This is a genomic window from Hymenobacter sp. HDW8, from assembly GCF_011305775.1.
Taxonomy (GTDB): Bacteria; Bacteroidota; Bacteroidia; order Cytophagales; family Hymenobacteraceae; genus Hymenobacter; species Hymenobacter radiodurans.
Map to the genome: position 1 here is coordinate 3,514,272 of NZ_CP049907.1, position 24,795 is coordinate 3,539,066.

Sequence of the window (24,795 nt, forward strand, 5' to 3'; positions counted from 1 at the left end):
GTGCCTGACTTTTCTATTTTTTCTGGTATGCAATGGAGTCGCAAATGCTCAAGTTGTGCTGGGTGATTCTGCGAATATTCCTTCATCTGTAGACCCAAGACAGTTTACCGCCGACGATACTGTTCGAGCTATTCATAACCTGTTTGAGTCGCGCCGTTCGGGTGGTATTGTATTAACTGGCGGTGCTATTGGCGGCGATCTGCTTGCTGCTAAATTGGCAACTGAATCTGAGCAAAATCAGAATTCTTGGTGGAGGTTGAGCTTTGGTGATCACGCGGCGCTTTTTGGTATTATCGCTGCTCCCATTGCGGCAGTTGGGATTCGTAAAATTGTCTCTTACAGAGGTGGGCGCGAAAAAAGAGTTATTACTGACTTCAGAACGACACATAAGCTGCCATACAAAATCCAGAGAAGACTGAATCCAACGTTTTTTGCACAGCCCAAATCACGACCAAATTGAGATAGATGCCATCCACACTGAACCAAAAAAGCTCCCCAGCATAATGCTGAGGGGCTTTTTTGGTTCAGATTATGAACCGGAGCGCGGTTACACGCCCGGAATTTCCACATCCACGTTCACGAAGCGAATCTGGTCGTTTTCCAGCACAGCTTCCACTACCGCGTCTTTGCTCACGCGGCCCGACAGAATGTCCTTCGACAACTCATTCAGCACCAAGCGTTGCAACACCCGCTTTAAAGGGCGAGCACCAAACTGCGGGTCGAAGCCTTGCTCGCCGAGGTAGTTGAGCACCTCGTCGGTCGCTTCCAGACGGATGCCGGCTTCTTCCAGGCGCTGTTGAATCTGGCGGAACTGGATGTCCACGATGCGGCGAATTTCCTTGCGCTTCAGCGGCTGGAACATCACAATTTCGTCGATGCGGTTCAGGAACTCGGGGCGCATGTGCTGGCGCAGACGCTCGATTACTTCCTCGCGGGTGCGGTCTACTACCTCGTCGTGGTTGTACTCGTTCAGTTCCTTGAAGTTGCGCTGAATGATGTCGGCGCCCGTGTTGGAGGTCATGATGATGATGGTGTTCTTGAAGTTCGCCACCCGGCCTTTGTTGTCGGTCAGACGACCATCATCCAGCACTTGCAGCAAGATGTTGAACACATCGGCATGCGCCTTCTCAATCTCATCAAGCAGAATCACGGAGTACGGCTTGCGGCGCACAGCCTCGGTTAGCTGACCACCTTCGTCGTAGCCCACGTAGCCGGGAGGCGCACCAATGAGGCGCGACACGGCATGACGCTCCTGGTACTCACTCATATCGATGCGGACCATGCTGTTCTCGTCATTGAATAAGTACTCGGCCAGGGCCTTCGCCAGTTCGGTTTTACCCACACCAGTTGTGCCTAGGAAGATAAACGAACCAATTGGCCGCTTGGGGTCCTGCAAACCAGCCCGCGAACGGCGCACGGCATCCGAAATAGCTGCAATAGCCTCGCTCTGACCAGCTACGCGCTTGCCCAGCTCTTGCTCCAAGTTCAGCAGCTTCTCACGGTCCGATTGCAGCATTTTGCTCACCGGAATACCGGTCCATTTGGCTACTACTTCGGCAATGTCCTCGTGGGTCACCACTTCCTGTAGCATCGAGCCGCCGTCCTTATTGGCGTTAGCTTCGTCCTGCAAGGTTTTGAGCTTGGCTTCGGCTTCCTGAATCTTGCCGTAGCGCAGTTCCGCCACGCGGCCGTAGTCGCCTTGCCGCTCAGCTTGCTCGGCTTCTACCTTAAAGCGCTCGATAGCCTCTTTCTGCTCCTGAATGTTCGTGAGCACCGATTTCTCGTTTTCCCACTGCGCTTTCAGGGAGTCACGCTTGGCGGTCAGCTCGCTCAGCTCCTTATTAAGCACATTTTCCCGGTCAACGTTTTCTTCCCGACGGATGGCTTCGCGCTCAATCTCCAACTGCATAATGCGACGCTGCACTTCGTCCAGCTCCACGGGCATAGAGTTTAGCTCAATGCGCAGTTTTGCTGCTGCTTCGTCCATCAGGTCGATGGCTTTGTCGGGTAGGAAACGGTCGGTGATGTAGCGGCTGCTTAGCTCCACAGCGGCAATTACGGCATCGTCGGTGATGCGTACGCCGTGGTGCAGCTCGTACTTTTCCTTGATACCGCGCATGATGCTGATAGCGTCCTCAATGCTGGGCTCATCCACCATCACTGCCTGGAAACGACGCTCCAGCGCCTTATCCTTCTCAATATACTTCTGGTACTCCTTGAGCGTGGTAGCACCAATGGAGTGCAACTCGCCCCGCGCCAGCGCCGGCTTAAGCAGGTTGGCCGCGTCCATAGCGCCCTCGCCGCCCGCACCGGCCCCAATCAGCGTGTGCATCTCGTCGATGAACAGGATGATCTGGCCGTCGGAGTCGGTTACTTCTTTAATGACGGACTTGAGGCGCTCCTCAAATTCGCCCTTGTATTTGGCCCCCGCGATGAGCAAGCCCATGTCCAAGGACATGATAATTTTGTCCTTGAGGTTTTCGGGTACGTCGCCGGCCACAATGCGCTGGGCCAAGCCCTCCACAATGGCGGTTTTACCCACGCCAGGCTCACCCAGCAACACAGGGTTGTTCTTGGTGCGGCGCGACAGAATCTGGAGCACCCGACGGATTTCCTCGTCGCGGCCAATCACCGGGTCCATATTGCCGGTGCGGACCAGCTCGTTCAGGTTGCGGGAGTAGCGGTTGAGGCTCTGGTACTGATCCTCGGCGGTCTGGCTGGTTACTTTGCGGCCGCCCCGCAGCTCCTTAATAGCAGCTTTCAGGTCTTTTTCATTGAAGCCCGCATCCTTCATCAGGGTAGCTACGGCATCTTTGCCCCCCAGCAGCCCCAGCAGCAAGTGTTCCACCGACACATACTCATCCTCAAACTCCTTGAGGAAGCCGGTAGCCCGCTGCAAAGCCGCGTTGGCATCATTCGATAGATATGGCGAACCGCCGCTTACTTTCGGATAAGCAGCTACAATAGAGTCGAGGCGAGGCGTGAGGATATTCAGGTTCACACCCAGCTTTTTGGCCAGAAACGACAGTACGTTCTCGTCGCTCTGGAAGAGGCCCTTCAGCAGGTGGCCCGTCTCGATGGCCTGCTGCTGATTGCCCCCGGCAATTTCAGTGGCCTTCTGCACGGCCTCCTGTGCCTTGATCGTATAATTATTAAAGTTCATGGCTGCTAGGTCTTTAGTAGGTGCTTCGGGTTAGGAAGTTCTACGAGTGGCTTAGCAAACGGGGTGCAGAAGAGCTTTTGCTGACTTTTTGGCTGTAAGAGAGTATAACTAATAGGTGAAAAAGGACATATTGTCTTCTAATCCTGCTGATTTGCAATTAAGATGTCAATGTTATCCATTAATTCTTTCATACCCTTCTTTGAATTATCTGAAAAGCTGTCAATGCTCAAGATATTGTCACGAACAGCTATATAAAAATTTAATGCTGTTATAGGTTTGGATATCTTTAACAATTTGGCAAGTTCTGAATTGTTTTTATAATTTAAGTTGTTAGGCTTTTCTATTCCTAATATTTTCTGAAGAAAATCTTCTTCAGAAAATACGTCTTCGATACCATCACACTTCTTTAGTTTGTACATATTCTTTATAGCGACTTCATTATTGTTCTGAAAAATATCTTTTAAAATTCCATTGTACGCATTTCTGCCAGCGCTATCGTCATCCATAACAATTCCAAATTTAAGGCCCCAGCCTAAAAACAGAAGTGCAAGTTGTTTGATATTTGATACACCCGTAGCAGGTAGGTAATTATAATCACTTTTACTGAACAGTTTAGAAAATCCAATTAAATAATAATAAGCATTAATCTCTTCTAATATTATATTATTTCTTTTTGATATAACATTTTGATCAGAAAAATCAATCCCCATATGGCCAAGTATAGGTGCGAGAGTGTTTGTGGATGCTGAACCTAAATGATATGCTGGAATTACAACTGTGTCACTTTCTTCATCTGATTCATCTTTTCTTTGTACAGCCAAAAGCCTATGAATATTATTAAATTCAATTAAATTTTGTGAATGTGTGGTGTATATAATTTGATTTGATGTTTGAATATCCTCAAAAACTTTTAATACATCTTCCTGAGCTCTAGCATGAAGACTAGCACCTGGTTCATCAATCAGGAAAATGGATTTTGAATCTTTATTAACCATTGCATCTGCTTTCAAGGAGAGGTAAAAGGATATAAACCATCTGACGCCTTTACTTCTTTGTTTCGGATGTAATGTGTGTTCGCTATCTTTTATCCAAAACTGTAGGTAAGGCTCACCTGCCATTTTATGTGAAGCCTCACGATTTTTTAATTCTATTTCTACTTCTATTTTATTTTCTTTCCCAATCTTTTGTGTCCAAAAATCTTGAAATCTCGCTGTTATATTTTTATTAGATGTAGACATATATTGTTTTATGGATCTGGGATTGGAAGATTTCAATTTTTCTATATCAATTTTGGCAATTTCTAATAAATTTATAGCTGCTTCTTTGCCAATTGCATTTTCATCATCTTCTACTAGTTCTTCTATAGTTATTTCATTTGGTAGTAAGCTGTTCTCGTCATTAAATAATATAAAAGACGGTTCATGCTTGTCCCATGTTTATACAAAATTAGCCCAATTAAATTTATATTTAATAATTGTATCGTTTTTTGTTTTATCATCTAAAGTCGTGTCTGATAATATGTCTTTTGGCATTTGGGGTTGAGATACCAAAAAGCTCTGAATCTCTTTACCGTAGTTGGTGTATAATTTATTAAGTTCTGTTTCTTTATGAACAAACCTAATAACCTCAATTGTATATTTTAATTTATCTAGTATTGAAATAAAAGTATCATAATTATCTGATTTTGAAAAGGTAGAAAAAATCTTATTAGCTTCGTCTTTGCCTATTTCGAATTTGCATGAAATAATAGGTAAACTCATATCGTTCCTGATAAAATCTTCATCCATTGTCTCAAGCGAAAAACAATTGAGTGCTTCCAGAATAGAGGATTTGCCAGATTCGTTTTGCCCAATGAGACATGTTATATTATCTTTTGATAGGTTACACCAGCCAGAATCTATAATCGACTTGAAATTTTTAATTCTAAATGAAACTAGTTTCATAATTCTTTGAGCCTTAAAAATTATTTTGTTTGGTGAATATGGTTGTTTTCACACGTAATTTGTGATTGTTACCTAGTCAGTAAGTGCTTAAATTAGGTAACTAATTGAGTGTGAAATTTGCGTTCAACTGCCGCGCAGCGACAAGCTACGCAAGAACAAGCCCGGCTGCAAGCGGCGCAAACGGTAGGAGGCGCAGCCTCCCGACAAAGACTGTCACGAGTTACGCTGCGCGAAACTCGCGCCAGCACAACCCCAAACATCTTCAGCCGCAGGTGTAGCGGGTGCTGGGGGGCTTTTTTAGCTTGTAGTGAACACTAAACTGGCTCGAACTGGCAGCTCGTGAATAGCCATATAGTCGGAATCTTACCCAATCCGAATTTGCTGTACTATGGGGCGTAGCGTGTCGTTGAGGGCGTTTGAGAAATGAGGGCAGAGAGCCTAGAACATCTGTTGAGCCTGTTAGGTGCTGCGTTTCTTGGAGGCTGCTGTAGTGGGCGAAACGGGGACGGGAAGGTTGCTTTGTCACCAGATACCCCAGGGATCTTCCATAGTACTGATGCTAGACTAAAGCGCTGGCTCCGGTTACGTAGCACTCGAAACGGCACTTGGCAACGCCCCTTTACAGAACAAGCCCCACGGGACTAGTTCCGTGGGGCTTGAGGCAACCGGCTAGCGGTTGGGTGGCCAAAGTGGATTTAGGTGGCGGCTCTTACAGCCGGACGCCTTGCGCCTCCAACTGTTTCTCTGACGCGGCTTGGTTGGCCGCGAATTGGGTGTGCTGCTCGGCCGTGCGCGTGGTGCCCAAGCTAGCTAAATGCTGCTGCACTTCGGCAGCCGGCAAATCAGTGCAGTATAGCGGCGAGCCCGGCTGCTGCCGCCACGACTCGTGCAGGCTGCCGCCGTCCACGGCGTCGAAACCCAATTCCTCGACCAAGGCCATTGCCTTTTGCTTGGCGGCCGTATCGTCGCCGGCCACCGTTAGCGCGATGCGGCCGGGCGTGCCAGCAGGCTGACCGTTGTTTTCGAGGTTTGCGGCGAAGATGTTGTTGAACACCTTTAGCACCGGGCGGCCCAGGTGCTGCTGCACCCATTCGCTCTCGGTCAGGTCGCCGCTCTCCAACTCCGGAATTTGACCGTCGCGCAGCAAAGGGTAGTAATTGCTGGTGTCAATTACCGGCACGCTGGCGGGCACGCCCTCGAACAGGTCTTTGGGTAGGTCAGGGATTTTTTTCAGCGGGATAGTTACCACAATGATTTCGCCGTGGCGGGCCGCTTCTTGGGCCGTGACGGGGATAGCACCCGTTTTTTTAGATAAGTCCGTCAGCGTTTCAGGGCCGCGGGAGTTGGCAATATAGACCGAGTGGCCGAGGCTGGTGAGCCGTACGGCCAAGGCGCTGCCGATGTGGCCGGCGCCGATGATTCCAATGTTCATAAGCAGAATTAGTACGTGGGCCGCTTATTGATTAAAACGACGCAGTTTAAGACAACCAGCCTAGCAGGATTGTTTTGCTGGGGGCTTTCCGGCATGGGCTAGCTGTGTGGGGCATGGCTTTCCGAATGGAGCTGAGAAGATCCTGTTTCGCTCAGCCGCTTTCGTGCGAACCAGTGTTATCCTACGGCTTCCTTTTTCTTGCTGGATATCTTCTTACCCAGATGCACTATTTTCTCAACCACAAAACCAATCATTAACCCGCCAATAGCACAGGATAGCGCTTTGGCAAGCCAAGCCACAATCGGGATATGCGCTAACGCCTCTTCCAGATCGTGCAGTAAATGAGCGGTAAATGGAATGCCGTGGGCGATGATTTCTGCCCCAACCCACAGCATGGCGGCAGTGCCCACGTAGCTTAAGATACTTAGGAAGTGCGGCATAAATTTAACGATGCCGCGCCCCAATTTCTGGGTAGCAGGGTGGAATTTGTCCTGGGCCAGGTGCACCCCGAAATCGTCGGCTTTCACGATCAGGCCCACAAAGCCATATACCGCTATAGTAATAAAAACGGCTACGGCCGCCATTACGGCAATCTGATTTACTACCGGCTGGTCGGTTACCTGGCTATAGGCAATAGCCATGATTTCGGCCGACAGGATAATATCAGTGCGCACGGCCCCGGCCACCCGTTCCTGTTCCAGCTCCTCCGGCGTAATTTGTTTTAGCTGCTCACTGTCGGCTGGCACGTCGGGGTGCTTGCTAAACATAGCGTGCACCTTTTCATAGCCTTCGAAGCACAAATAAGCCCCCCCCAACATTAAAATGGGTGTAATGGCCCAGGGCGCGAAATACCCCAGCAGCAAGGCCGCCGGACTTAGAATCAATAACTTATTGATCAGTGACTTTTTCGCTATCCGGTAGATAATAGAAAGCTCACGGGATGGGTCGAGGCCCACGACATACTTAGGCGTAACTGCCGTATCGTCTATAACAATGCCTGAGACTTTGCCGGTGGTTTTGGCTACCTGGGCAGGCACGTCATCTAAACTAGCGGCGCTCACCTTCACCAACGCGGAAATATCATCTAGTAGCGCAAAAAAACCTGAAGCCATATTCTATGTGTTCGTTCCTTGATTTTCGTTTTCGGATGTGATGCGTTGTTGCGCTTTCCAGCTTGCCAGCAAGTTATAGCGATTTCGCCAACGCCGCATACTTGACCCTTAGTACGGTAAAGCTGTGCTTACAACTGACGCGAGGGTGTAGCGCATTACCAGTTGTGTAGCAAACAGCAACGCCCCGCAACCTGTATGGTTGCGGGGCGTTGCTGTTTCTAGGTAGCTATGCGCTGTTAATAATTACTTGTCTATCAATTCTAAGAACGTAATTCTATAGTGTATAAAATATTCAGTCATTACATCGTCAAGCTACTATTGGGTGCAGCTTCCTATTTTACACGACTACGCCAACTGTCGGTTTTGATTGGAGCTGGAGGCGCTGGCGCGGAGAAACATCCAACCCGAAAATGCCCAAATGGCGGCAAATACTCCGTTGGCGGCTAGCACATTCGCTAGGCGTACCTGAGGCTCGGCGGTGTCAGGGGAGGGCGGCCATACAAACAGTGCCAGCAGGGTGACCACCACATAGGTCAGCGAGGCCGCGAACATGGCGTTGGCCATACCGCGTGGCTGGAAGCGCGCGGCTATAGACCCGATGAAGGCGACGGCCAGCACCGCACCAAACAGCAGGTTGACGGGGTTGTCTTCGCTCCCCACGAGTCCTACCGCCAGCTGGGCCCACACGAGTAGAAGCCCGGCGCCTACTGCGGCAGCGGCGGCCAACCGGTAGGTGTTATTGTTCCCCAATCGCGCAATCAGGACGAACGTGAGACCCGCACCGAAGAGCATGATGCCGGCGGCCACAAAATCCTCCGCGGTCCAGAGCATATTAGCCATTGTTAGCTTAGCCGTCAGGGGGATGAGCAAGAGGAGCCCGGTAACCAGCGCAACGAGAGAAATGCTTTTGGTAAGTGTCATGACAGTACTGCTTTTGAGTAATATGAATAAGTGACATGACAAAGGATGTAAAAGAACTTTGTATTTCAAAGTAAACGAATAGTTTTTTGTTTAAATCATGACTAACTCGCTTAAAATGAGCTATTCGTAAGATGTAATCTAGTGCTGCCTCATCTCAAAATCCCCTTCCGGGTGCAGCTACTTTAAGGAGTATTCGTTGGGTTATTGCAGAAGATTGCCGTGAATGACGACCGTTGTAAGTTCTGGATTCTAGCTATCCAAGGTTGTTAAGTTTCTTTTAGAATGAGGGAGTTCGGCCCCTGAAGGCTGATCATTAGGCCGACAGGTGCATTCATTTTCCGCGAATACCAACTGCCAACATGTATGTTTGGGCTTTATTACTTCCTCGTAATTAGCCCATAATCATGCGTACGATTTCCAGCTTAGCCGAATTAGAAAGCCTCGTAGGACAGGAAATGGGCGTGTCGGCCTACCATACCGTTACCCAGGAGCAGATCAACCAGTTTGCCGCCGCTACCCTCGATCACCAGTGGATTCACGTGGACCCGGAGCGGGCGCTGGCAGAGTCACCGTTTAAGGCCACTATCGCGCACGGCTACCTCACCGTGGCGCTGCTACCGTATCTGTGGCAGCAGATTGCGGATATCGAGAACCTTAAAATGCAGGTCAACTACGAAATTGAGCAGCTGCGCTTCAACCAGGCTGTGACCGTGAACAGCCAGGTGCGCTTGCGGGCTACGCTGCTTTCGGTAGCAAACCTGCGCGGTATTGCCAAAGCCCGCCTACAAGTAACGCTGGAGATTATGGACTCGAAAAAGCCTGCTTACACCGGCATAATTACCTTTCTGTACCATTTTCAGGAGCAATAAAGCAATTCCTCAACCGCTACTGAATAAGGTGATAATCGGGAGTAAAAAAGCCCCCCACATACGTGCTGTGGAGCAAGTACCGCAAGGCCTGACCAGAACATGAAAATATGTGGACGCAACACAGTCAGCTAGCAACAGGCTATGCCGAGAATTTGCTATATTTAACTAGGCTCTCGCGTTTCAACTCCCGTGTTTTCACTCTGCACCGATGACGACTACTGACACACTATTAGGTCCCCTGAAAAATGCTGAGCGCCACGAAATTGGCGGCGTGCAAGTTGATGTAGTACGTACCGGCAACTCCCGCGTGAAGCGGCTAGTGTACCCGGTTGGTTTTCGGTGGTCGAAGGATGTGAAGCCCGTGATTGGGACGGAATTATGTGAGCATGCGCACGTTGGTTTCCTGGCGGCGGGGAGATTGGCTATTCAGTACCGGGATGGGGAGATGGAAGAATATGTTGCCCCCAAGTAGTAGCCATTGCGCCGGGCCACGACGGCTGGGTAGTAGGCGAGGAGCCCGCGATACTCATTCAGTTCGATTTTGAGGGCGAAACAGTGGAGCGCATGGGTCTGAAACGGGGCTAACAAAAGCCACCGGTTCGGGAGTAGCAAGGCACTGGCCGAAGCGCGGCGGGTGCAGCAATTGAAAAGCTTGCGATGCGCACACACTGCGTGTTTACTTCTGCTCCATGAAGAGCTGTTGTGAGCACGCATAGAGCCGGCGGTGGCAGTGCGTAGCAGGCACCATATTTCGTCAGGACAGCAGTATCCAACGGTAGCTACGAGCATGAATACGCACGAACAAGACCACAAAAGCTGGAAATATCGGCTCACGCACCCAACTTGGTGGGTGTATATGATGATGATTCCGCTGGTATATTTCCTCTACTGGCTGATAGTGATAGCGGGGCGTTAGGGGGCCACAGGCGCTAAAAAAAGCCCCCCGCACGGCGCAAATCAGGCGATAACGATACCAGCAGGCAAAAGTCGCGTAGAAGCCAAGCTATCTACTCCGACCGTGATGCCCGCATACTACATCGGCTGCTCTGGCTTTTCCTACCGCGACTGGAAAGGCGTACTATATCCCGAAGGCCTGCCGCCGCGCAAGTGGTTTGCGTATTACTGCACCCAGTTCAATACGCTGGAAGTAAACGTGACCTTCTACCGGATGCCAGAGCTGAAGGTATTCGAAACCTGGTTTGCGCAAAGTCCTGCCGATTTTCGGTTTGCCGTAAAAGCCCCCCGCATCGTCACCCATTACAAGAAGTTCAGTGCGGAAGCCGCGCCCGTGCTGGCCGACTTCTACGGCACCGTGCGCGAGGGACTGGGCGAAAAGCTGGGCCCGATTCTATTCCAATTGCCCCCCAAAGCCGCCTACACAGAGGAACTGTTGGGTCGTATGCTGGAACAGCTTGATCCTGACTTTCACAACGTGGTGGAATTTCGGCACCCAAGCTGGTGGGATGGTGAAATACTGCGGGAGCTGAGCCGGCGCAACATTACGTTCGTGGGGCAAAGCTACCCGGCAGCCCTGCCTGATGAAGTAATCGTGAACACGCCACAGGTGTACTACCGCTTTCACGGCGTGCCCGTGCTGTACACATCGCCGTACGACGAGGCGTTTTTGCAGCGCGTGGCCCAAGAAATTCAGGCTGAGCCTACAGTACGCGAGGCTTATATCTATTTCAACAACGGCATCGGCGGAGCCGGAGTGCTGAACGCGCAACAGCTACAGAAGCTACTGAATGCAGCGCCTGCGGAGATTTTATAATCCGTTAACAGCCGGGAATGAAAAGCGCTGGTGCTAGTTATAAAAGCGCACTTCGGGGTATTTTAGCGTGTCGGAGGGCCAGTTGAAACTGCGCGTACAGTTGGCTGCCGCGGTTACGGTGTCAGCGGGCAACTCGAAGACGCGGAAGCGGTGCCCGTCGGCGGGAACGGCGGCGGGGAAAGGAGTATACACACGGTTGCGGAAGCGCAAAACCACCTTCATATAGGTAGTACAGCCCGGATAGAGCTTCTTGTCCATATGGGGCTCGGTGAAAACGTGCGCAATCTGCTGAGTTGGGGTAATATTAGGATAGGTGTTATCGTAAAACTGTAGGCGATTACTCTCCGAGGCATTTTTGCCGGGATAAAAAGTCTTCGTCTGGAGCCATACCGTCTCAACTTTAGCATCCCCCTGATTAGTGAAATAATACCCTACTGTAAAGTCCGGCTTCGGCTCCGATTTGGTAGGTACGGGGTTGTCATCATGGTCTTTGCTACAGGCCGCGAAAGATAAGACAATGCATAGGCTGAGAATATTATATGGTTTTTGCACGGAGGATAGGAGAAGTTGGTTTTTAGAAATCAAAAAGAAGAAAAGCGTTTTCGAACAAATAGTGACCTTAAGAATAATATGAGGGTGCTAATTAAGAGCAGACAAGTTAAATAATAGCTCGCTGAATACAACTAACTATACCCCCTGTAAATAGTATTATTTAATTAAATTAAGCAAGAAGTATAGTGCGATTGATCTATTAACTATGGAGTCATTAGTTTATGGAATTTTAGGCAAAGATGTCCTCACAGCCCAGCGTTAAACTGACCTTATTCAATCAATGCGGGGTGCATGTAGTTAACAATTATGGCCGTTGACCAAGACATGGCCATAGTACAAACCTACTACTTGGAATTAGCTAACATCTGTCCTCCTCAGCTAACTAGAGAAGGGTTACTTGGCCACTGGCTGGGCTTCCAATTCAGTCAGAGCCTGCTCTATTTCGGGGCGGAGCTTGCTTAAGGTAGCATGGGCCAACTCCGGCAAGGAATGCTTCTTGGCCAGCTTTTCGGCTACGAGGTAACCGATGTAGTAGCCGGAGCGAGCAGGAGTAGGCGCTTGCTCGTCGCGGCCACCCAAAAAATAGCGGGCGTAATCATCGCTGGAGGTAGAGCTTAAAACCGCGTGCAATTCGCGGGCGTAACGGGGCAAATCAGCTTGGGTGCGCTCGGGCGTATTGCGCGGTAGTCCAAACAACCCGACGCCCGCCGCCTTGGGGTTTAGGGCATGTGCCACGTAAGTAGCCAACCCCTCCCGCCACAAAGCCGCGATGAGCTGATCATCTTCTTCCATAAACTGCGAGTGATACACGTGGAATAGCTCGTGGTCAAAGAAGGGCTCCGGATCGGCTTCGTCGCCGTACACGTAGGCCATCATATCGAGGCCAAATAACAGCGCCTGCTTGCCTTCGATGGTGCGCGTGCCGCCATCAAAAGCCCCCAGCGAGAACATGAAGTAGATGCGGCCGCTATAGTTTAGATCGGGAAACGTCTTGCGGAAGCGACTCTCATAGCGCGGCAGGTCTTTGCCGATTTGCTTCGATAGGCGCTCCACGATGGCAATCTTGGGCTGCACTAGGGCCATTATTTTCGGGTAGCGCTGCGGCAAATCATCGTCAAACGTTTTGTCGGAGCTGCCGCCCAATACCTTGTTGTTGTACACCTCGGCATGAGGATTCGAGACCAGCTGCCGGAATAGCTGCACCTGCGTTTGCTCGTCTTTATCCTTGGCTTGTTGCCAGAATTTCCAGAAGTCCGGCATAAGGTCAATGACCGTGTAGGTTGGCGCAGGTGCCGGCGTGGCCAGGGCAGTAGTTGTGGGCGAAGATGTGCTAAGTGAAGCGCCGGGGCTAACGTGCGGCAGTGTGACTACTGAGGAATGTAGCCCAAACAAAACGCTGAAACCAGCAGCGACGGTGTTAACAACAGAAGTGGGAAGAAAAGAGAGCATAGTGGAGAGGATATACTGCTAAATTATCCTTTAAACCCACTTTTGCCAATACATGTGAGTGCTTTATACACTTGCTCATTCCACAGTAAATAAGGATGGAGCATAGCCAGCCAGCTTCCTGACGAAGGGAAGAAACAAGCCGCTGGAAATACAGTCGGCGCTTACGAAACTGGTGCGTCGAGAGCGGGAATGGGCAAAGACATGATTTTCTGCAACAGCGTGATCATGAGGTGATACACTTCCCGTAGCTCGGCCGGGTCTATGATACCGGCGTCTTCAGTGAACATTAGATAGACTTCGGCGGCGGGGCTTTCGGAGGTTGGAGCCAGAGCCAGGCGCGCCGTGGAGTGGCGCAGCAGTGTTTGGCGCAGCTCAGGGTCGGAAAGCAGCAGGTCGCGGAGAATCTCGGCGCTGTTGGTGGTGATGATAAAGGTGGCGTCTAGTTCCGGGTCGCCCAGCTCTATGTCGGTGAGGCCAAGCAGCTTGCCAATTTCGTGCACCCAGTCCTGCTCGTGCATAGAAAAGCGCAGGGGTGTTTGGTTGGGGACTAAAGCGGTAAAAGCCGTGGTTTCGAAGCCGCCCTCAAAACCGCCCCCCAAGTCGATCTCGATGGCCATGCGCATGTGGTAGCCCGCCTGCACCAGCTCAGCATCGTAGTCAAATAGATTGTTTTGTTGCTGCATATCGGCAGTCACCTGCTGCCATAAAGCCTCCTCAGTATCGGCGGAAAAAACGCGTGGGGTATCCGTATCCATTCTTCTCAAATAGTGGCTAATAGATGTGATAAGGTGGTAGGCTCGTAAGAGCCTTGAATATAAATAAAAACGCCCCCCGGCCGAATTGGTTGGGAGGCGTTCTCAGCGGAGGGTCGGATTAGCGTCTGGCACTTTGTAACTGCGTGTTCATCAGGGTGGCCAGCATAGAGTCGGGGAGAACTAGGCTGGAGAAAAAGTTGAATTTGGCGCTGACAGTGGGCAGCGAGCGAGCTTCGCCTTCCATCATGTCGTCGTAGCCGCCCTCGGCCACCTCGCGGGCCGAAACAGCGTGGCTGGCGGCGCGGGTATGCTCGGCGTGGGCCACGTGGAAGAAGTTGGTATCGGTGGGCGGTGGGCACAGAATCGTCATTGTGACGGCCGATTTCTGCTGCTTCAGCTCGTGCTGTATGGCCTCGGTGAAGCTAAGCACGAAGGCCTTGGTGGCGGCGTACACGGCTTGGCAGGGGCTGGGCGAGAATGAAGCAATAGAGCCCAACTGCAAAATACGGCCGTAGTTGCGCTCTACCATATCACGCAGATAGAGCTTGGTCAGGTGCACGAGCGAGGCCGCGTTTACCTGAATCATGTTCAGCTCAGTGCCGATATCAGTGTCGGTGAAGTAGCCGGTTTCGCCGAAGCCGGCATCGTTCACCAAGGCGTCAATTTGCAGCCCACGCTTGTTCGTTTCCTCATAAATCTGCTCAGGTGTTTCAGGTCGGCTCAAGTCGAAGGGCAGGAGCACAATATCAACACCTCCAAATTCCTGATGAAGCAGGCGGGCCGCCTCCTTTAGCTCGTCGAGGTGGCGGGCAACTAGCACGACGCGGTAATCGTCGCGCGCGAAGCACCGGGCCAGCTCGAAACCAATGCCGCTGGAGGCACCGGTAATTAAAGCGGTTTGGTCGTTCATAATTGAAAGGGGTTAGTGATGAATTAGCCTTAAGTTACTGATAAACAGACAAAGTAATTTGTAAAAGGTGGCTTACTGAGGCGTAAATGTGCCCGTGTTTAAGAATAGAATTTTGGCCTTTAGGCTACTTATTACTGGTAATTGAGCTCAGCGTAGAATTGTAGGCAGAGGATTGTGTTTTTCGCAAATAGCGTCATCCTATTCCGGCAACCGTAATAGCAAAAAAGCCCCCCGAGTGCGCTGCGTCAGGGAGATATTTATTCAGTGATCCAAACCTGGAATTTTTGAACCAAAGCACGCTGATAACAGGCCAGTAAGCCATCGGTCGCCAACTCAGTTTTGCGCAGCTCTTTGTAAGGCAGCGTCACGCAGAAGGCTTCATCAAAGGGAAACGGCACGACCTGCACCTCATTTTTAGAAATCCATTTGGTTTGGATAAGCTGGTGGCCGGTGAAGTCGAAATAATCGGAGAAAGGGATGCCGGCTTGGTACCACGGGTGTTCTTGTTCTTTAGTGGCACCCGGCTCGTTCAGGCATAGGTACAGCGACAAGCGGTCGAGAAACTTAAGCAGCTGCACATGAAAATCGAGGGTGGGCTGTGCTGATGCGGTGAAACCCAACTGCTGCCTGAGCCGTTGCTGGCGGCTTTCCTCTCGTTGCAGAAACTGCCGACCCGCGGCTAGTTTGGCCATTTCAGGAAAACCAGTGTAATGCAGGCTGGACAGCAGGCCTGCGTAAGGCGCACGATTTTCCAGCTCCGTGATGCCCTGCTCGTAGTGCTGAAGGCGGGGCGCCGGTGGGAAGTCGAGGAAGGAGTGGGGCGCCTGCGTCTGCTCGTTCCAAAGCGGTTCGGCATCCAGTGGAATCCAGCCTCGGTCGTGCTCATACACGGCCAGTACCACATCAGCCCGCCGCGCCGCATCGCCAAAATACACATCCCGCCAATGATCGGCCATCACCCCGGAAACATGCGCGTGGTCGTGCTGGGCAATGCAGGTAAAGCTGTGGGGCGTTTCTCGAACAATCATAGTCAGGAGAAAAGCGGGAAGAGGAAGGCCAGCTACTAGTCGGCGTTCGCTGGCCAGGCTTACCAAAGGCGCGGCGGCTGGGGGGCAAAACGTGTGGGCGTAGTAGTAAGCTAGAGAAGAATTAGGGCAGTTGCAAGCGCCACAGTAGGCAGGGAATCACCTGCCTGCCGGTTGCCGGAGAGGCCATGTCTTCCTTTTAGTGCGCTCTATTGCAGATAATTATGGCGTTTTGTACCTTAATAAAAGGTATTCGCTGCTGATCACAAATGGATTGATCCGCTGACTTCGGGAACGCACCCTCGATGGATTCTAAAAAAGCCCCCCGCGGCGCAAATAGCTGTGTAGCCTCTGGGCATGTCTCATTTTCAACAAGTAATTGTATGCTGAGATATAGCGTTTGGGTTGGGCTGGTGACACTGGGAATAGGAGCTGGCTGCACCACAAAGGAGCAGACTGCGCGCCGGGTTTCGCCAGCCTCGCAGCCTGTTACGGTCACGATGTGCGCACCGCCCGTTATCGCGGATACGGCTTGGTATGCATCGGGCAAAAAAGCCCCCCACCTGCCAGGGTTAGAGGGAATTACGTTTCCCATCAGCTCTAAAAACCCGGAAGCCATTCAGTACTTCAATCAGGGCCTGATGCTGGCCTACGGCTTCAACCACGCTGAGGCGGCCCGCTCGTTTTACGAAGTCACCCGTCAGGATTCTACTTGCGCGATGGGCTACTGGGGCTATAGCTACGTGCTGGGGCCGAATTACAACGCGGGCATGGAGCCCGATAATTTCAAGCGCGCCTATGAGGCGGTGCAGAAGGCGCAGCGGCTGGCGGCAACGGCCAGTCCGAAAGAGCAAGCGCTGATTAGGGCACTGGCAAAGCGCTATCCGCCCGGCCCGGTCGCTGATCGGTCGGGCTACGATCAGGCCTACGCCGCGGCTCTCAAAACGGTGTATCAGCAGTACCCTGATGACCCGGATATTGGGGCGATGTATGCCGAGGCCGTGATGGACCTGCACCCGTGGGACCTCTGGCAGAAAAACGGTCAGCCCCAGCCTTGGACGGCCGAAATTGTGGGCACCCTGAAGCAGGTACTCAAGGGACATCCAAACCATGCCGGCGCCAACCATTTCTACATTCACGCTACGGAGGCATCTACCCATCCGGATGCGGCCAATAAAAGCGCTGATTTGCTGACTCATTTGGTGCCTGGCGCTGGACATTTGCTGCACATGCCCTCGCACACCTACATCCGAACCGGCGCCTACCACCAAGGCACGCTGGCTAACCTGGAGGCATTGCAAGCGGATAGCAGCTATACGGCCGCCTGCCATGCCCAAGGCGCTTACCCGCTAGGCTATCATCCGCACAACTACCATTTCCTGACGGCCACCGCTACGCTGGAAGGCAACAGCAAAGTGGCCCTGCGCGGAGCCGCCAAGCTGGCCGCCTATGTAAGCAAGCCTCTGATGAAAAACCCAGTGATGGGCCCCTCGCTGCAACACTTCTATACTATCCCGTACAATGTGGCCGTGAAATTTGGGCGCTGGGATGAGGTGCTGGCCATGAAAAACTTCGATACCACGCTGGTGTACCCGCAAGCCATTCGGCACTATGCCCGGGGCATGGCGTGGGTAGCCAAAAAGAACACCGTGAATGCGCGCCGCGAGCTAGAACAGCTGCGGGTGCTAGGCCGGGATTCTACTCTGAAGGGTATTTTGTTTGGTATCAACTCCATGCGCACCATTACCGAAATTGCCCAACGCGAGCTGGATGGCGCCATTTTGCACGGAGAAGGCAAGCACGCGCAAAGTATTGCCGTGCTCCGTCAGGCTGTAGTGCTGGAAGACGCGCTCAAATACAACGAGCCCCCCGATTGGTTTTTCTCGGTCCGGCACCAACTGGGTGCCGTGCTACTCGCTGACAAGCAGTACGATGAGGCCATTGCGGTGTATCAGCAGGACTTAGAGCGGCTACCGCACAATGGCTGGGCTTTGTCGGGACTATACCAGGCGTACCTGGGTGCGAACAACAAGGCCAAAGCGCAGCAAACAAAGCAACAACTGGATGAAGCCTGGCATTGGGCCGATACAAAGCTGGTAGCATCAGTAGCGCAGTAGCTGAGTGATTTTTGCCTGTGCGCTGGTCAGTTTTGCTGGACTAGTTGTCTGCATAAGCTGCACAGCGCACAGGCCTAACAATAAGGCATAAAGTAGTGGCGTTGATCTATTCGAATTCCACTATATCACGATGAATTATGGCTGAAACTACCCTCAATGGCCCCATAAACCGCCGCAAGCACGGCCGCCGCTTCTCTAGCAAGCGCGTTCCCGACATGACGCCTATGGTTGGGCTGGGATTTATGCTGGTGACGTTCTTTATTATAGCAGGAAATTTTACGAAGGCGGCCGTAATAAATCTTGCAATGCCTGGGCACCGCACATATTGTGATCCACCACCCATTTGTGACTTTGGATGCGGACAAAGTAGGGTAACTCTTCTAGTAGGTCAGGATCGGCAAATCCATTACTTCTTCGGGCTAAATGCTCCAGAGAAACAACCCGAACTTTATACCACCAATTTTGGTGAAAAAGGGCTGCGCCAAATGCTGCTACAACGAAAGCAGCAAAACCCTAATATTGTAGTTCTTATCAAAACAACTACAGACGCTAAGTATCAGGATATGGTGGATGTATTGGATGAGATGAATATCACTAATCAGCGGAAATACGCCATGGTTGATATGTATCCCGAGGACAGGGAATTACTAAAGCTAAATGCATTGTAATGATGTAAAGTGAAAGGTTGAAAAGCCCCCCAATACAGGTATTGGGGGGCTTTTTTGTAGCTAGAAAGCTTAAGCCAATAGTTTTGCTTGAGTATCTACCTATGAGGGGCTTTCTATCGTAATAGATGCTATTGGGGAGCTTTTTCCAGTTTTCCCACTCTTCCAATCTGTTATGCAAAGCCAAACTATTCTCTTCGCCAGCCGCCCGAAAGGGGAGCCAACGGCGGCTCAGTTTACCTTCAAAACCATTGATGTGCCCTCGCCCCAGCAGGGTCAGGTGTTGCTGAAGGCCCTTTACGTTTCCGTGGACCCCTATATGCGCGGCCGTATGAACGAGGGCAAATCATATGTGCCACCGTTTGAGGTCGGTCAGCCCATGGAAGGTGCTGTGGTGGCCGAAGTAGTAGAAAGCCAGCATCCGAAGCTGCCGGTAGGGAGCGTGGTAGTGGGCTCGCTGCCTTGGCAGGAGTACAGCCTGTCTGAAGGGGGCGGTTTGCAGCTAATTCCCACTGATCAGGCGCCGCTGGGCTATTATCTGGGTTTGCTCGGGATGCCGGGCATCACGGCTTATTTCGGATTGCTGGATATCTGTCAGCCCAAAGCAGGCGAAACCGTGGTGGTGTCGGGCGCGGCTGGTGCCGTGGGTCTTGTAGTGGGGCAACTAGCCAAAATCAAAGGCTGCCGCGTGATTGGCATTGCTGGCTCCGACCAGAAAATAGCGTATTTAAAGGAGCTGGGTTTTGACGAAGTTATCAACTACAAAACCACTTCCGACATAGCCCAAGCCATGGCCGCAGCCGCTCCCCACGGTGTCGACTGCTACTTCGACAACGTGGGCGGTATCATCAGCGATGCGGTGTATAACCTGCTCAACAAGCATGCACGCATTGCCCTCTGCGGTCAGATTTCGAGCTACAATGCCACGGAAGCGCCCGTAGGGCCGCGCCCAGAGGGGAAGCTGCTCGTAACTAGCTCGCGCCTGCAAGGCTTTATCGTCAGCGACTATTTGCCGCGGTGGCCAGAAGCAATGCAGCAACTCTCCGAATGGTATCAGCAGGGCCACTTACAATATCAGGAAACTATTACCGAAGGATTTGACCAGTTGCCAGCCGCTTTTCTGGGCTTATTTCACGGTGAAAACACCGGTAAAGCCGTCGTGAAAGTGGCAGAGTATTCGGGAAAGAAAGCCTGATAACCACGTAATTGCCAGCGCCAAAAAAAGCCCCCCACATCTACTTCTGGGGGCTTTTTTTATGTGTATTGAGTTACACTCACTAGTTGGTAGCGGCCGAATACGGTACGCCCATGTTCTGAAACATGAAGGCCCACTTGTCGGTCTGCTCGCTGATAACCTGCGCTGTGGAGCGACCAGCGCCGTGGCCGGCTTTGGTTTCGATACGAATGAGCACGGGCGCCGAGCCTTTCTGCATTTCCTGGAGGCGGGTGCCGAACTTGAAGGAATGCGCAGGCACTACGCGGTCGTCATGATCGGCGGTAGTTACCATGGTGGCGGGGTAGTTGGCCGGCTTCAGCGCATGGTAGGGCGAGTACTTGTAGAGGTATTCAAACATCTCTTTGGAATCCTGAGCGGTGCCGTAGTCGTAGGCCCAGCCAGCGCCAGCCGTAAACTGGTTGTAGCGCAGCATATCCATTACCCCCACGGCCGGAAACGCAACTTTACTCAGGTCGGGGCGCTGCGTCATGACAGCGCCTACGAGCAGCCCGCCGTTGGAGCCGCCCGAAATGGCGAGGTAATCTTTCGAAGTGTAGTTGTTCTTCGTCAGGTACTCGGCAGCAGCAATGAAGTCGTCGAATACGTTCTGCTTTTTGAGCTTGGTGCCGGCTTGGTGCCAGGTTTCGCCGTACTCGCCACCGCCGCGCAGGTTGGGCACAGCATAAATGCCGCCGTTCTCCAACAGCACGATATTCGAAGTGCTAAAACCAGGCGTCATGTTCACGCCAAAGCCACCGTAAGCGTAGAGCAGCGTGGGGTTTTTACCATTCATCACCAAGCCTTTTTTGTGAGTGATGAGCATGGGTACTTTAGTACCGTCTTTGGAGGTGTAAAACACCTGCTTCGACTCGTACTTTGTTGGGTCAAACTGCACACCTGATTTCTTGAAAACGGTGGATTTGCCCGACGCAATATCATACTTGAAAATAGTGGGCGGGAAGATGTAAGAAGTGAAGGTGTAGTACGTTTCCTTCTCTTCTTTCTTGGCGCTAAATCCGTTGGCGGAGCCTACGGAAGGCAAAGCGATAGAACGCTCTTTTTTGCCGTTCATATCATACTGCTCAATCAGGGAAGTAGCGTCTTTCAGGTAGTTAGCGAAGATTTTTCCGCCGCCCGTCGACACGCTCAGCACGTTCTTGCTCTCCGGAATCAGGTCTTTCCAGTTGGCGGGTGTTGGGTTGGTAGCGTCTACCGTTACTACTCGGAAGTTGGGCGCATTCAGATTGGTATGGACGTACAATTTGCCCCCCACATTATCCACTACATTATGCTCGTTTTTCTCGTCGCTCACCATCTGCACAATAGTGCTGTTGGGCTTGCTCAAATCCTGCATATACAGCTCGTTGCCGGTGGTCGTGTTAGCGGCCGTGATAATCAGAAAACGCTCATCTTCGGTGAGATTGGCGCCGATGTAGCGACGCGGAGTTTTGTCGCCGCCAAATACGAGTTTATCCGAGGCTTGCGGAGTACCTAGCTTGTGGTAAAATAGCTTGTGGTACTGCGTGAGGCCAGCCAGCTGACTGCCTGCTTTGGGCTTGTCGTAGCTGCTGTAGTAGAAACCGTCGTTGCCGCGCCAGGTCAAGCCCGAAAACTTTACATCTTTCAGCGTATCGCCAACGATGGATTTATCGGCCGTTTTGAGCACAATAACTTTGCGCCAGTCGGAGCCACCTTCCGAAATCTGATAAGCGGCTAGGCTGCCATCTTTCGAGAAAGAAATACCCCCAGCGATGTGGTGCCGTCCTTAGAAAACTTGTTCGGATCGAGGAATACTTCCGGGGCGCCCTCACCGAGCTGGCGATAGAGCACAAACTGGCTTTGCAGGCCAGTATTTTTGGAGAAATACGTGTACTTGCCTTCTTTGAAAGGAGCGCTGTATTTCTCATAATTCCACAGCGTTTCGAGGCGCTTGCGAATGGCGTCGCGGTAGGGGATTTGGGTGAGATAATTCTGGGTTACTTTGTTCTGCTCCTCTACCCACGCCTTGGTATCCGTGGCCTGGTCGTTTTCCAACCACCGATAAGGGTCGGCCACCTTGGTGTTGAAATAAGTGGTAACAGTGTCTACTTTTTTGGTTTGTGGGTAGGGCAGCGTTTTAATGTTGCTTTGCGCGTACGCCTGGCTACCGAGCAGTAAGGCAGCCAGTGAAGGAAGAAGTAGTTTCATCATGTGAAGGCTTGGTGAGCAATAACTTCCGGTAAAATACTGGAAGTATATCAGTTTCGCCTTCTAAATGGTTCATTCCGCCGTAGAGACGCACATTCGCTTCTTAAGTGTCGCTGATGATAGTTGTTAGTAACCAAATGGTGCCCTGCTGGCCGATCGACGACACACGCAAGCAGGCATTTCTACATCGATCCGTTAGCTATTGCACCGGAACACGATGTAGGCTACAACCGCCACCAGCAAAAGGGAGCCGAAGCGAATCATGAGAAATACCCAGGCAGGAAGCTCTGGGCCTTTGGAATTTTGTAGCATGGTGAGGCGAGTAAGAATGAGTGTCAATCAGCCAACAGAGATTGCTGTCGAAGCCAGTCGAAAATGAGCTGGTCGACGGCGGATACCTGCGGGCGGTGCTGGTAGCTATGCCAGATTACTTCCTCAATCTCGGCAGCCGGCTGTAAGGTGCCCGTGTAGTAGGCGCTGTAGCACGTCATTCGAACCACTACGTCGGCCGCGTGGCCATGCGCCGACGCTTCAAACGTGCCCCGATACACCAGGCTTGTCGGCTGCAAGTCCACCGTCAGCTCTTCCTTTATTTCACGCAATAGCGTTTGCTCGTCGGTTTCGCCTGCCTCGCGCTTACCCCCCGGAATGTAGTAGCGGTCTTTACCCCGACTGCGCGTGCTTAGCAGTTTGCCTTCGTGCAAGTGCAGCCAGGCTATTTTATCAATTAGCTTAGGATTGAGGAGCACTTCTGGCACTAGCATCAGCTGAAGGCTTTTTCCCGAGGCATGGTTTGCAGCAGCCACTGATACAGCTTGTCTACATCACTTTTGCGAAATAGCTCCGTGCCCGAATTCATGGTTGCGGCCGTGCCACAGGCCACGCCCAACCGAATTACTTCGTGCAGAGGTTGTCCGGCAGCTAAGGCGTACACCATGCCCGCCACCATGCTGTCGCCGGCGCCAACGGTGCTGCGCTTTTTCACGGCTGGGGCAGGAACATGGTCAACGCTGTCTTGGGAAATAAAACAGGCGCCCTGTGGCCCCATGGAGGCCGCTACGAGCGTGCATTTGCCCTCCCCAATCAGCTCGCGGGCCGCCGTAGCAACGCAGGCGCTATCCAACTCGCTCACGCCCACCAAGCGGCTTAGCTCGCCTAAGTTAGGCTTGATCAGGTACACGCCTCCCGCGTCGATGACATGCTGTAGGGCCGGGCCCGAGGTGTCGACGATTACCTTTACGCCTACCTGATTGGCTGCGTGCACAATTTTTACCAAAAAGTCGGGCTCCACGCCGGGGGGCAAACTGCCGCTCATCACCAGAAACTCGGGGCGGGGCGTGATGCTTTTAAGCGCCACCAGCACCTGCAGTTGCTCATCGGTCGATAGCTCCCGGCCAGGCATACCAAAGCGGTACTGCTGATTAGAGGAAGTATCGACTACGATAAAGTTTTCGCGGGTCCAGTTGGCTGTTTCAATGACTTGCTGGTCGATGCCTTCTTCCGTGAGCAGGTGCTGAAGCAAGGAGCCAATAGGGCCCCCAGCGGGAAAGACGGCTAACGAATCGTTGCCCAGACGCTTCAGCGCCCGCGATACGTTGATTCCACCGCCGCCGGGCTCAAATTTGGGTGTCGCGCACCGCAGCTTATGCTCCGGTACAATCTTATCGACAGAAGTACTCTTATCTACCGTGGGGTTCAGGGTGAGCGTGACTATAGGTTTCATAGGGAAAGAGTCAGTGCTAATTGTTTGCCCGAAAGTGCTTCGGCCAATAGTCATTACCCGTTTACTAGCCTCAGGGCTTGGGGTTGCGCTATGTCTGTTTGGAAGGTGTTGTAGCTGCATCCAGATCAGGCCGGAAGCGCGGCGCTACACTTCGAATTACTTCTGCTTGCGCTTCTCAGATTTGGGTTTCGGATACTGCGGATTCATGTCTTGCAGCGCTTGATGCAAGGTTTTGGCCACCACGTAGGCTTTGTACCAGTTCTGGTCGGAGGGCACGATAATCCAGGGGCACGACTTAGGGCTGCAATGCTGGAAAACGTCTTCGTACACGGCGCGATACTCGGGCCACTGCTTGGCTTTGTCTTCGTCGCCAGCCTCATATTTCCACTGCTTGGCCGGGTCCTTCACGCGTTCTGTTAGCCGCTCGCGCTGCTCCTTCTCCGATACGTGGAGGTAGAATTTCAGCACCGTGGTACCAGACTGCTGAAGCAGTTTTTCGAATGCGTTGATGGCCTCGAAACGGTGTTTGGCCACTTTATCATCGATGAGACCCAGCACGCGCGTGACGAGTACATCTTCGTAGTGGGAGCGGTTGAACACCTGAATCATGCCGGCGCGTGGAGTATGGTGGTGCACCCGCCACAGGAAATCGTGGCCCAACTCTTCCTCGGTAGGTTCCTTGAACGAATGTACCTGTACGCCCTGCGGATTGATACCGCTGAATACCCGCCGAATCAGGCCGTCTTTGCCGCTGGCATCCATTCCCTGCAATATCACCAGCACGCTCCGACGGTTTTCGGCGTAAAGGCGGTATTGCAATTCCTCTAGTTCCTGCTGTATGCGCGTCAGCTCACGCTCGGCGTCTTCTTTCTGAAAGCTCTCCGGGGCCTCGGAGCGCGCCTTGAGCAGGTTGTAAGCAGCAGGAGTTTTCATGGAATGGCGGCTATGCAGTTACTTGTTTAGGTATGCGGACCAAGGTAAGGGT

23 protein-coding genes and 1 pseudogene are annotated in these 24,795 nt (G+C 52.0%); 8 read left to right on the top strand and 16 right to left on the bottom strand.

The genetic code is table 11. From position 1 onward, the window contains the following. Positions 1 to 55 precede the first annotated feature (55 nt). Complete coding sequence (locus G7064_RS15005) at positions 56 to 460, top strand: hypothetical protein (RefSeq protein WP_166074223.1); 405 nt, start codon at positions 56 to 58, stop codon at positions 458 to 460. An 87-nt stretch (positions 461 to 547) separates the two neighbouring features. Here G7064_RS15005 and clpB read toward each other — a convergent pair whose 3' ends face one another. From clpB to G7064_RS15035, 6 genes are all read right to left on the bottom strand, one after another. Further along, on the bottom strand, positions 548 to 3,163 hold the full coding sequence (clpB, locus tag G7064_RS15010) for an ATP-dependent chaperone ClpB (protein WP_166074224.1): 2,616 nt from the start codon (positions 3,161 to 3,163) through the stop codon (positions 548 to 550). Positions 3,164 to 3,300: 137 nt separating this feature from the next. Further along, positions 3,301 to 4,437, bottom strand: coding sequence for an ATP-dependent nuclease (locus tag G7064_RS15015; protein ID WP_240935512.1), 1,137 nt, complete (start codon positions 4,435 to 4,437; stop codon positions 3,301 to 3,303). 162 nt (positions 4,438 to 4,599) lie between these two features. Further along, positions 4,600 to 5,106 (bottom strand): AAA family ATPase, encoded by a 507-nt coding sequence (locus G7064_RS15020; protein WP_166074225.1) that lies wholly within the window; start codon positions 5,104 to 5,106, stop codon positions 4,600 to 4,602. A gap of 709 nt (positions 5,107 to 5,815) precedes the next feature. Next, a complete protein-coding gene (locus G7064_RS15025; protein WP_166074226.1) occupies positions 5,816 to 6,538 on the bottom strand; it encodes an NADPH-dependent F420 reductase in 723 nt (240 codons plus the stop codon). 176 nt (positions 6,539 to 6,714) lie between these two features. Then, positions 6,715 to 7,650: a DUF808 domain-containing protein gene (locus tag G7064_RS15030; protein WP_166074227.1), complete on the bottom strand. Its 936-nt coding sequence runs from the start codon at positions 7,648 to 7,650 to the stop codon at positions 6,715 to 6,717. A gap of 345 nt (positions 7,651 to 7,995) precedes the next feature. Beyond that, positions 7,996 to 8,571, bottom strand: a complete 576-nt coding sequence (locus G7064_RS15035; protein WP_166074228.1) for a hypothetical protein — start codon at positions 8,569 to 8,571, stop codon at positions 7,996 to 7,998. A 404-nt stretch (positions 8,572 to 8,975) separates the two neighbouring features. On the opposite strand from G7064_RS15035, the gene G7064_RS15040 reads away from it, so the two are divergent. From G7064_RS15040 to G7064_RS15050, 4 genes are all read left to right on the top strand, one after another. Then, the gene (locus G7064_RS15040) at positions 8,976 to 9,440 is read left to right on the top strand and encodes a MaoC family dehydratase (RefSeq protein ID WP_166074229.1); all 465 of its coding nucleotides are present in this window, start codon (positions 8,976 to 8,978) and stop codon (positions 9,438 to 9,440) included. Positions 9,441 to 9,648: 208 nt separating this feature from the next. Then, positions 9,649 to 9,912 carry a hypothetical protein gene (locus G7064_RS15045; protein WP_205711122.1) on the top strand — a complete coding sequence of 88 codons (264 nt, stop codon included), beginning with the start codon at positions 9,649 to 9,651 and terminating at the stop codon, positions 9,910 to 9,912. 315 nt (positions 9,913 to 10,227) lie between these two features. Next, complete coding sequence (locus G7064_RS22770; RefSeq protein WP_262712911.1) at positions 10,228 to 10,356, top strand: hypothetical protein; 129 nt, start codon at positions 10,228 to 10,230, stop codon at positions 10,354 to 10,356. 105 nt (positions 10,357 to 10,461) lie between these two features. Then, positions 10,462 to 11,211 (top strand): DUF72 domain-containing protein, encoded by a 750-nt coding sequence (locus G7064_RS15050; RefSeq protein ID WP_166074230.1) that lies wholly within the window; start codon positions 10,462 to 10,464, stop codon positions 11,209 to 11,211. 33 nt (positions 11,212 to 11,244) lie between these two features. Here G7064_RS15050 and G7064_RS15055 read toward each other — a convergent pair whose 3' ends face one another. From G7064_RS15055 to G7064_RS15075, 5 genes are all read right to left on the bottom strand, one after another. Further along, positions 11,245 to 11,763: a hypothetical protein gene (locus G7064_RS15055; protein WP_166074231.1), complete on the bottom strand. Its 519-nt coding sequence runs from the start codon at positions 11,761 to 11,763 to the stop codon at positions 11,245 to 11,247. Positions 11,764 to 12,156: 393 nt separating this feature from the next. Continuing rightward, positions 12,157 to 13,212, bottom strand: coding sequence for a DUF2268 domain-containing putative Zn-dependent protease (locus G7064_RS15060; RefSeq protein WP_166074233.1), 1,056 nt, complete (start codon positions 13,210 to 13,212; stop codon positions 12,157 to 12,159). Between the two features lie 161 nt (positions 13,213 to 13,373). Then, the gene (locus G7064_RS15065; protein ID WP_166074234.1) at positions 13,374 to 13,967 is read right to left on the bottom strand and encodes a hypothetical protein; all 594 of its coding nucleotides are present in this window, start codon (positions 13,965 to 13,967) and stop codon (positions 13,374 to 13,376) included. A gap of 118 nt (positions 13,968 to 14,085) precedes the next feature. Next, positions 14,086 to 14,877, bottom strand: coding sequence for an SDR family NAD(P)-dependent oxidoreductase (locus G7064_RS15070; RefSeq protein ID WP_166074235.1), 792 nt, complete (start codon positions 14,875 to 14,877; stop codon positions 14,086 to 14,088). 257 nt (positions 14,878 to 15,134) lie between these two features. Next, positions 15,135 to 15,905, bottom strand: a complete 771-nt coding sequence (locus G7064_RS15075; protein WP_166074236.1) for a DUF3891 family protein — start codon at positions 15,903 to 15,905, stop codon at positions 15,135 to 15,137. Between the two features lie 380 nt (positions 15,906 to 16,285). Here G7064_RS15075 and G7064_RS15080 point away from each other — a divergent pair, with 380 nt between their 5' ends. The 3 genes from G7064_RS15080 (at position 16,286) to G7064_RS15090 (ending at position 19,879) form a co-directional block, all read left to right on the top strand. Beyond that, positions 16,286 to 18,019: a tetratricopeptide repeat protein gene (locus G7064_RS15080; protein WP_240935513.1), complete on the top strand. Its 1,734-nt coding sequence runs from the start codon at positions 16,286 to 16,288 to the stop codon at positions 18,017 to 18,019. Between the two features lie 137 nt (positions 18,020 to 18,156). Next, positions 18,157 to 18,687, top strand: coding sequence for an ExbD/TolR family protein (locus G7064_RS15085; RefSeq protein ID WP_166074237.1), 531 nt, complete (start codon positions 18,157 to 18,159; stop codon positions 18,685 to 18,687). A gap of 172 nt (positions 18,688 to 18,859) precedes the next feature. Beyond that, positions 18,860 to 19,879, top strand: a complete 1,020-nt coding sequence (locus G7064_RS15090; protein ID WP_166074238.1) for an NADP-dependent oxidoreductase — start codon at positions 18,860 to 18,862, stop codon at positions 19,877 to 19,879. A gap of 82 nt (positions 19,880 to 19,961) precedes the next feature. Here the strand turns inward: G7064_RS15090 and G7064_RS23275 are convergent, their stop codons facing one another. The 5 genes and pseudogenes from G7064_RS23275 to G7064_RS15110 all read right to left on the bottom strand — a co-directional run bounded on the left by G7064_RS23275 (position 19,962) and on the right by G7064_RS15110 (position 24,743). Then, complete coding sequence (locus G7064_RS23275; RefSeq protein ID WP_410505553.1) at positions 19,962 to 20,723, bottom strand: prolyl oligopeptidase family serine peptidase; 762 nt, start codon at positions 20,721 to 20,723, stop codon at positions 19,962 to 19,964. Positions 20,724 to 20,861: 138 nt separating this feature from the next. Then, positions 20,862 to 22,090: pseudogene (locus G7064_RS23280) on the bottom strand (S9 family peptidase); the annotation flags it as partial. 332 nt (positions 22,091 to 22,422) lie between these two features. Beyond that, positions 22,423 to 22,851 carry an NUDIX hydrolase gene (locus tag G7064_RS15100; RefSeq protein ID WP_166074239.1) on the bottom strand — a complete coding sequence of 143 codons (429 nt, stop codon included), beginning with the start codon at positions 22,849 to 22,851 and terminating at the stop codon, positions 22,423 to 22,425. Continuing rightward, entirely contained in the window at positions 22,851 to 23,810 is a 960-nt protein-coding gene (locus G7064_RS15105; RefSeq protein WP_133274027.1) for a 1-phosphofructokinase family hexose kinase, read from the bottom strand. The genes G7064_RS15100 and G7064_RS15105 overlap by 1 nt, the downstream gene beginning before the upstream one ends. Positions 23,811 to 23,966: 156 nt before the next feature. Then, a complete protein-coding gene (locus G7064_RS15110; RefSeq protein ID WP_133274026.1) occupies positions 23,967 to 24,743 on the bottom strand; it encodes a PPK2 family polyphosphate kinase in 777 nt (258 codons plus the stop codon). Positions 24,744 to 24,795: the final 52 nt, after the last annotated feature.